The 8,120-nt window shown below is 62.6% G+C and carries 8 protein-coding genes; 4 read left to right on the top strand and 4 right to left on the bottom strand.

All coding sequences use genetic code 11. From position 1 onward, the window contains the following. Positions 1-88: 88 nt before the first annotated feature. Genes B2696_RS06485 through B2696_RS06495 form a run of 3 tightly spaced genes read left to right on the top strand, consistent with a single transcriptional unit; the run spans position 89 to position 3,658 of the window. Complete coding sequence (locus tag B2696_RS06485; protein WP_276622424.1) at positions 89-1,015, top strand: ABC transporter permease; 927 nt, start codon at positions 89-91, stop codon at positions 1,013-1,015. Next, positions 1,008-1,967 carry an ABC transporter permease gene (locus tag B2696_RS06490; RefSeq protein WP_286954562.1) on the top strand — a complete coding sequence of 320 codons (960 nt, stop codon included), beginning with the start codon at positions 1,008-1,010 and terminating at the stop codon, positions 1,965-1,967. The genes B2696_RS06485 and B2696_RS06490 overlap by 8 nt, the downstream gene beginning before the upstream one ends. Further along, positions 1,967-3,658: an ABC transporter ATP-binding protein gene (locus tag B2696_RS06495; protein ID WP_276622422.1), complete on the top strand. Its 1,692-nt coding sequence runs from the start codon at positions 1,967-1,969 to the stop codon at positions 3,656-3,658. Before B2696_RS06490 ends, B2696_RS06495 begins: the two co-directional genes overlap by 1 nt. A 42-nt stretch (positions 3,659-3,700) precedes the next feature. On the opposite strand, the gene B2696_RS06500 is transcribed toward B2696_RS06495, so the two are convergent. Genes B2696_RS06500 through nth form a run of 4 tightly spaced genes read right to left on the bottom strand, consistent with a single transcriptional unit; the run spans position 3,701 to position 6,871 of the window. Beyond that, a complete protein-coding gene (locus tag B2696_RS06500) occupies positions 3,701-4,897 on the bottom strand; it encodes a MarP family serine protease (RefSeq protein ID WP_075728988.1) in 1,197 nt (398 codons plus the stop codon). A gap of 32 nt (positions 4,898-4,929) precedes the next feature. Continuing rightward, positions 4,930-5,625 carry an NUDIX hydrolase gene (locus tag B2696_RS06505; RefSeq protein ID WP_075728987.1) on the bottom strand — a complete coding sequence of 232 codons (696 nt, stop codon included), beginning with the start codon at positions 5,623-5,625 and terminating at the stop codon, positions 4,930-4,932. Beyond that, complete coding sequence (locus B2696_RS06510) at positions 5,622-6,227, bottom strand: TlpA family protein disulfide reductase (RefSeq protein WP_286954565.1); 606 nt, start codon at positions 6,225-6,227, stop codon at positions 5,622-5,624. Before B2696_RS06510 ends, B2696_RS06505 begins: the two co-directional genes overlap by 4 nt. Beyond that, positions 6,224-6,871, bottom strand: a complete 648-nt coding sequence (gene nth / locus B2696_RS06515; protein ID WP_286954566.1) for an endonuclease III — start codon at positions 6,869-6,871, stop codon at positions 6,224-6,226. The genes B2696_RS06510 and nth overlap by 4 nt, the downstream gene beginning before the upstream one ends. A gap of 343 nt (positions 6,872-7,214) precedes the next feature. Here nth and glxR point away from each other — a divergent pair, with 343 nt between their 5' ends. Then, positions 7,215-7,898, top strand: coding sequence for a CRP-like cAMP-activated global transcriptional regulator GlxR (gene glxR, locus B2696_RS06520; protein WP_276622419.1), 684 nt, complete (start codon positions 7,215-7,217; stop codon positions 7,896-7,898). The last annotated feature ends 222 nt before the right edge of the window (positions 7,899-8,120 follow it).

An 8,120-nucleotide genomic window follows, 5' to 3' on the forward strand; every position in this document is an offset into this window, starting at 1 on the left:
TTTCAGCGCAGGGCGGGGCTTTCTCTCCGTAAAGCCTGCGGTCGTGGCTGGGACTTTGCACACTTACTAAACCCAAAAGGACTACTTTATGTTGCGCTATATCGGGCGCCGAGTGCTCCAGATGATCCCGGTGTTCTTCGGGGCCACCCTGCTCATCTACGCGCTGGTCTTCCTCATGCCGGGCGATCCAGTCGAGGCCTTGGGCGGCGATCGCGGCCTGACCGAGGCGGCACGAGCCCGGATCGAAGCCGAATACAATCTGGATAAACCCTTCATCCTCCAGTACCTGCTCTACATCAAGGGCATCTTCCTCCTCGACTTCGGAACCACCTTCTCCGGAGTCCCCGTCACAGAGGTCATGGCGAACGCCTTCCCCGTGACGGTCAAGCTAGCGCTCATGGCCATCTGCTTCGAGCTGGTCTTCGGCATCGTCTTCGGCGTCATCGCCGGTATGCGCCGCGGCGGCTTCTTCGATTCCACCGTGCTGGTGGCCTCCCTGCTCGTCATCGCCGTGCCTTCCTTCGTCATCGGCTTCGTCCTGCAGTTCCTCGTCGGAATTAAATGGGGCCTTCTGCCGGTGACCGTCGGAGCCAACGAGAGTTTCAAGTCCTTGCTCATGCCCGCGATAGTCCTTGGCGCGCTGTCCCTGGCCTATGTCATCCGCCTCACAAGGGAATCCATCAGCGAGAATCTTCGGGCCGATTACGTGCGCACCGCCCGCGCCAAGGGTCTGAGCAATCGCACGGTCATCGTGCGCCACGTCCTGCGTAACTCACTCATCCCCGTGGTGACCTTCATCGGCGCCGACCTGGGCACGTTGATGACCGGCGCCATCGTCACCGAGGGCATCTTCGGCATCAACGGCGTCGGCGGCACCATGTACCAGGCCATCCTGCGCGGTGAGCCCACGACCATCGTCTCCTTCACCACGGTGCTGGTGATCATCTACATCATCGCCAACCTGCTGGTTGACCTTCTCTATGCAGTACTCGATCCGAGGATTCGCTATGCCTAACTTCGATAACACCACCCTGCGCCCCGGCCAAGAACACTTCATCGCCACCACGGATGAGAGCGGCCTCGGAGCCGTCGACGCGGTCAAGGATGAATCCGCCCCCTCCTCCCAATGGGGTGAGGCGTGGCGCTACCTGCGCCGCCGTCCCCTCTTTTGGGTCGCCTCCGCGATGATCCTCGTCGCGGTATTGCTGGCACTCTTCCCGGGGATGTTCACCAGCGTCGATCCGCGTTCCTGCGAGCTATCCAGGTCGCTCGATCCTTCCGAGTCCGGCCACCCCTTTGGCTTTAACCGCCAAGGCTGCGACATCTACGCCCGCGTCATCTACGGGGCACGCGCGTCCGTCGCCGTGGGCATCCTCGCCACCGCCCTGGTGGTCCTCATCGGCTCCATCGTCGGCGCCTTGGCGGGCTACTTCGGCGGCTGGATCGATGCCGTTCTTTCCCGCATCACCGATATCTTCTTCGCCATTCCCCTGGTTCTTGCTGCCATCGTTGTCATGCAGATGTTCAAGGAGCATCGCACGATTATCACCGTGGTGCTCGTCCTCGGGCTCTTTGGCTGGGTTTCCATCGCCCGCATCACCCGCGGCGCCGTGATGTCCATCAAGAACGAGGAGTTTGTCCAGGCAGCCCGCTCCGTCGGGGCTTCCGACGGCCGCATCCTCTTCAGCCACATCATGCCCAATGCCGCAGCCCCGATCATCTCCTATGCCACGGTGGCTCTGGGTACCTTCATCGTCGCCGAGGCCACGCTGTCCTTCCTGGGCATTGGCCTGCCTTCCACCTTCGTCTCCTGGGGCGGCGACATCTCTGATGCCCAGGCCTCGCTGCGCGTCAATCCGGCCGTGCTCTTCTACCCTGCCGGTGCCCTGGGCCTGACTGTCCTAAGTTTCATCTTGATGGGTGACGTCGTCCGCGACGCCCTCGATCCGAAAGCGAGGAAGCGCTAATGAATCAGCCACTTCTGGAAATGCAGGACGTGAAGATCTCCTTCACCACCTCCACCGGCGTGGTCGAGGCGGTTCGCGGCGTCGACCTGAGCATCTACCCGGGACAATCCGTGGCGATTGTGGGCGAGTCCGGCTCGGGCAAGTCCACCACCGCCATGGCCATCCTCGGGCTTTTGCCCGGCACCGGCCGCGTTACCGGCGGGCGCATCCTCTTCGAGGGTCAGGACATCACGCACTTCAATGACAAGCAATTTGAGGCGCTGCGCGGCAATAGGATCGGCCTCGTTCCCCAGGATCCCATGTCCAACCTCAACCCGGTGTGGCGCATCGGCACTCAGATCGATGAATCGTTGCGCGCCAATCACGTGGTCAAAGGCAGCGAGCATCATCACCGTGTCGTCGAGTTGCTCGAGGAGGCCGGGCTTCCCGACGCCGAGCGTCGCGCCAAGCAATACCCCCACGAGTTCTCCGGCGGCATGCGCCAGCGCGCGCTCATCGCCATGGGCCTAGCCGCGCGGCCCAAGCTGCTCATCGCCGACGAGCCCACCTCGGCTCTGGATGTCACGGTCCAAAAGACCATTCTGGACCACCTCGATACCCTCACTGCGGAGCTGGGCAACGCCGTGCTCTTTATTACCCACGACCTCGGTCTTGCTGCCGAGCGCGCCGAGCATCTCATTGTCATGCACCGTGGTCGCATCGTGGAATCGGGCCCTTCGCGCGAGATCCTGCGCGACCCCCAGCACCCCTATACCCGCCGGCTGGTCACTGCTGCCCCTTCCCTCGCGTCCTCTCGCATCCGCGCCGCCCACGAGGCTGGCCTCGAGACTGCCAAGCACGTCGCCGCCACCGCCGATGGCGAGAAGCCTCAAGAGACCGTCATCTCGGTCAAAAACCTCTGCAAGGAATTCGATATCCGCGGCCAGCGCGGTGAGAAGAAGGTCCTCAAGGCCGTCGATGATGTCTCCTTCGATCTCCACCGCGGCACCACCTTGGCCCTGGTGGGCGAGTCCGGATCGGGCAAGTCCACCGTGGCCAACATGGTTCTCAACCTGCTTGAGCCCACCTCCGGCACCATTTCCTACGAGGGCCAAGACACCTCTAACCTCTCGCGCAAGCAGCTCTTCGATCTGCGCCGCAAGATGCAGGTGGTCTTCCAGAACCCCTACGGCTCCTTGGATCCCATGTACTCCATTTTCAAGTGCATCGAGGAGCCGCTAGCCCTGCACCGCGTTGGCTCGCGCAAGGAGCGCGAGCAGCGGGTGGCCGAGCTGCTCGATATGGTGTCCATGCCGTGCTCGGCCATGCGCCGCTACCCGAACGAGCTCTCCGGCGGGCAGCGCCAGCGCATCGCCATCGCCCGCGCCCTGGCACTAAAGCCTGAGGTTCTCGTCCTCGACGAGGCCGTGTCCGCGCTGGACGTGTTGGTGCAGAACCAGATCATCCAGCTGCTCGCCCAGCTGCAGCGTGACCTCGAGCTCTCCTACCTCTTTATCACCCACGACCTTGCGGTCGTGCGCCAAACGGCGGATGACATCGTGGTGATGAAGAAAGGACAGGTTGTCGAGCAGGGCACCTCCGATGAGGTCTTTGAAAACCCGCAGCAGGATTACACCAAGAACCTCATCAATTCGGTTCCTGGCTTGCACATCGAGATTGGCACCGGCGAGAACCTCGGCCTCGCGGAATAAACATTGTCCTCCTCGCAGCGGCATCCCGGCTCGCGGGGAGGATTAGTTTGCCACGCAGGAGCCAGTATCGGCGGGTTTGCGCAGGGAGTTCACGTCACCGATATGGCCTTGGACCTCTTCCGCGCTGAGCGCGTAGCCGGTCTGAGAATCATCGACGGAGGCTCCGAATACCACGCCGAGGACCTGGCCTTGCTCGTTAATCATCGGGCCACCAGAGTTGCCCTGACGGATGGATCCGCGCACCGTATAGGCATCACGCTCGACCCGGCCCCTGGAGTAAATATCGGGCCCGGCGATGGTGATGCGGTCCCGCACCCGCGCCATATCCGCCTCAAAAGGTCCGGAAAGCGGGAAGCCTAGGACAATGGCATCATCCCCGGTCTGGGCGGGCTGACTTGCCCACTCAAGGGGCGCTATGCCGAGGTTCGGGCTATAGAGCACCGCCACATCGACGTCGGGGTTGTAGTAGACCACCTTGGCCTCACGCAGGCCATCCACCGTATCGAGGTGGACGCGCTCTGTTCCGGCGACAACGTGGGCGTTCGTGATGACATAGTCCTCCGCCGTGACAAAGCCGGAGCCCATGAGACGGCGGGAGCATACTTCGGCGTCGCCAAGCACGTGGATGACCGAGGGCCGCACCGCCTGGATGAGCTCAGGATTGTCCACTTCAGAATCGGGCACCCCGACATCCCCGGCACCGCCGACAGATTGCCACGGCGAGACCAGCGGGGGCAGCCCGGACTCGTTGAGCATGGCCGCCACCTTGTTGGGCAGCGCGGACAAGGCCTCAGGCGCCACGCGGTTCAACCCGCCCAGAATGCGCGATTCCCGCATGCCCTGGCCGGCACTTCCGCCGAGGTTGGAGGCCAAAGGCAGCGAAACCAACCAGATGACCAGCAACGCCGCCAGCACCTGGAAGACCGAACCTATGCCGGAATCAAGGCGCTGGGAGGAACGGGCCTTCATCCGATCCCGCAGGTTGGCGCCGATACTGGCGCCGACGAGCTGGCCCAGCCCCACAAGCAGCACGACCACGCCGATTCCCAGCAGGAAACGCAGCGCCACCTGGTCCGTGAGCTGCATGGCAAAGGGCGCTGCGGTAGCACCCAGCACCAATCCACTGACCACGCCGGCCAAGGAAAGCACCGCCGAGATTGCACCCTGCCGCCAGCCGCTCAATAGCGCTAGCGCTACGGCAACGACGATGAGTGCGTCTACAACAAGCCAAGGGGTCACGGGGACACAAACTTTCTCACACGGGAAACGATTTAGACCATCTTCTCATTGTTGCGGGAAGCAAGGAGAGTCTCACGCAGGTCTAGTACCGAATTGTTATCCCACTCCTCTTCCCACCCCGCATGTGCGATGAGCGTGGACAGCACCCCGGCTGTGAAGCCCCACACCACGTAACCGCGGGCAAAGAAGGCCGGGCCGGACCACTCCTTGAAGCCAACCTGGGTACGGTGAGCTGGGTCAATGAGCTCCGCTAGAGGCAGGCAAAATACGTCATCGGTTTCTTCCGAGCTGGCGGCCCACACCTTCTCCGGTGAGTGCCAGTAGGCCTGCACGGTGCTCACCGGGTTGCCTGTGGCACGAATATTGACTTCCTCCCACAGCTCCAGGGGCGTGACGGTGGCCCGATTGAGACCGGTTTCCTCCTCGGCTTCCCGCAGCGCGGTATCGATGAGGGTGGCATCCGCGGCGTCCCTGCGACCGCCGGGAAAGGCTATTTGCCCCGAGTGCGCACGCATGGTGGGCGAACGGTGCGTCAAAAGCACCTCCGCCTCCGCAAAGCTGCGGCCTTTCCACAGCAACAGCACCGCTGATTCGCGCCGACGGCGCGGCAGGGGACCGGCAAATACGCGCGTGCGGTCGCTACCAATGGATTGCTGCAGCTTTGCGGTATCTAGCCCCAAGGCTGGCCGCAACCAGGCAGGCGCCAAATCCGGGCGCAGCCGCGTCACTCCAGCGCCCCCTGCACGGCGGATTCGATGTCCTCCACGGACTCGAAAGGCTGAATGAAGGTGCCCTTAACCTGGCCATCCACCAGCACGAGCGTGATGGGGATGACGCCAGGCAGTCCGTGCTCGCCCGCGAAGGCGTTATCGGAGTCCTGGTAGCTGGCAAGATCAATACCACGGTCATTCAAGAAGGCAGCTCCCTTGCGGGCGTCCCGGTCGGCGTGCACGCCAACGACCTGCCAGTCCGTGTGAGCCTTGGCCACCTGTTCCAGCAAGGGCAGTTCCGTGCGGCAGGGCTCGCACCACCAGGCCCAGAGATTGACCACGGTGATGCCCTCATCCGCAGACGGCAGCGAATCCTGTCCGCCCAGGCAGTCCAGGTCCACGCCTGCCACGGGGCCGGCCGGGCAATCCGGGCGCGACGCTACCTCGCCGTCTTCCCCGCCCAGCGCTCCAGTGCTAGGCGAAGCCTCGTTGCCCTGAGCTGGCTCGCGGTTCTCACCGCTGCGCTGGGAATGCCCGCTGAGCAAGGAGGCAGCGGCGATGACCACGATGACTCCTATCACCAGCGCGGCCACCACCGTGGCAAAGAGGTACTTTCTCATGCCGCCACCCTATCGCCTACCGGGCATAAACCGGAGATCACGCAGGCGCCACACTCGGGCGAACGCGCATGGCAGACGCGACGGCCGTGAGTGATGATGCGGTGCGAAAACAAGGTCCACTCCGATTCCTCAATGAGGCGGGCTATATCCTTCTCGATGGCGAGCGGCGTCGTTGCAGCGCTCAATTCCAGCCTGTGCATCAAACGCTTGAAGTGGGTATCGACCGTCAGCCCAGGCAGCCCGAAAGCGTCCCCGCGCACCACGAGCGCGGTCTTGCGCCCTACCCCAGGCAAAGACACAAGCTTGGCGACGTCCCGTGGAACCTCACCACCATAATCCGCCATGAGCTTCTCCCCGATGCCGATGAGGTGGCGCGACTTCGCGCGTTGGAAGCCCAAGGGGCGCAGGTTGTCCTCGAGGTCGCTCGGCCGAGCAGCCGCGTAGTCTGCCGCCGTGGGATAGGCCGCAAAAAGGCGCGGAGTTACCTTGTTGACACGGGCATCGGTGCATTGCGCCGACAAAACCGTGGCCACCAAAAGCTCAAGTGGACTGCGGAAATCAAGTTCGCAATGCGCATCGGGGTACTCGGCGGCAAGCGCCGCGTTGATCTGCGGGGCACGAACTTCGGGCGGTGCAAGGGGCATGCATTCAGCTTAGTAGGATGGCAATCATGATCCCATTGGTAGTACTCGTCCCACTGGCCATCGCTCTCTTTGCCATGTTGATGGAGAAGTTGGAAGCCTCGGTGCTCCATCACTGAGGGACCCTCCAGACTCACATTCCCTAGCACTTATTAGTTCCTGTGACAATTTTTCGGAGTACTAGGAAAAGTGACAAATTACACTGTAGTATGAGTTGCGTTGCACAGTGGCTCATCTGCCTCTTAGCCCATACCCCCCCCATCGATATCAACGCCACCGCGGTCATCTCCGCAATTCTTCGCTGATATCACCGTCACTTCGACATCGTCAAACCAAGGAGTCAAACGTGGAAGGCGTACAGGACATTCTTTCCCGCGCCGGAATCTTCCAAGGCGTAGATCCCGTAGCCGTGCAGAACCTCATCGAGCAGATGGAGACCGTGCGTTTTCCACGCGGGACCACCATCTTCGATGAGGGTGAGCCCGGAGACCGCCTCTACATCATCATCTCGGGCAAGGTTAAACTCGCCCGGCATGCCCCGGATGGCCGCGAGAACCTGCTCACCGTGATGGGCCCCTCAGACATGTTCGGAGAGCTCTCCATCTTCGATCCGGGCCCCCGCACCTCCTCTGCCGTCTGCGTGACGGAGATTCAGGCCGCGACCATGAACTCGGAGATGCTCAAGCAGTGGGTCTCTGATCACCCGGCCATTGCCCAGCAGCTCCTGCGCGTTCTTGCCCGCCGCCTGCGCCGTACCAACGCCAACCTCGCTGACCTCATCTTCACCGATGTTCCCGGCCGCGTGGCCAAGACCCTGCTGCAGCTGGCTAACCGCTTCGGCGCACAGGAAGGTGGCGCCCTGCGCGTCAACCACGATCTCACCCAAGAGGAGATTGCCCAGCTAGTCGGAGCATCCCGCGAGACCGTGAACAAGGCTTTGGCCACATTCGCGCACCGCGGCTGGATTCGCCTCGAGGGCAAGTCCGTCCTCATCGTGGACACCGAGCACCTCGCTCGCCGCGCCCGCTAAGAAGCAATAGCGCGCTCTAGCCCTCGCCCCCGCTTGCCTTCACTGCTTGAAGCCTTGCCAGAGCGGCGAGGGCTTTCTTGTGCCTTTCCGCGGCGCTGAGAACTAGGCCGGCGCGTTCAAGACTAGAAGCTACCGGCCAATTTTGGCCACTATCTACCGTGAAAACCCTCCAAAACCGCCCAACTCGGGACCCAGACACAGGGCTAAGGAGCAAAAAGTGTG

Origin of the sequence: Corynebacterium sp. UBA4397 (assembly GCF_002390965.1) — a bacterium.
Taxonomy (GTDB): Bacteria; Actinomycetota; Actinomycetes; order Mycobacteriales; family Mycobacteriaceae; genus Corynebacterium; species Corynebacterium flavescens.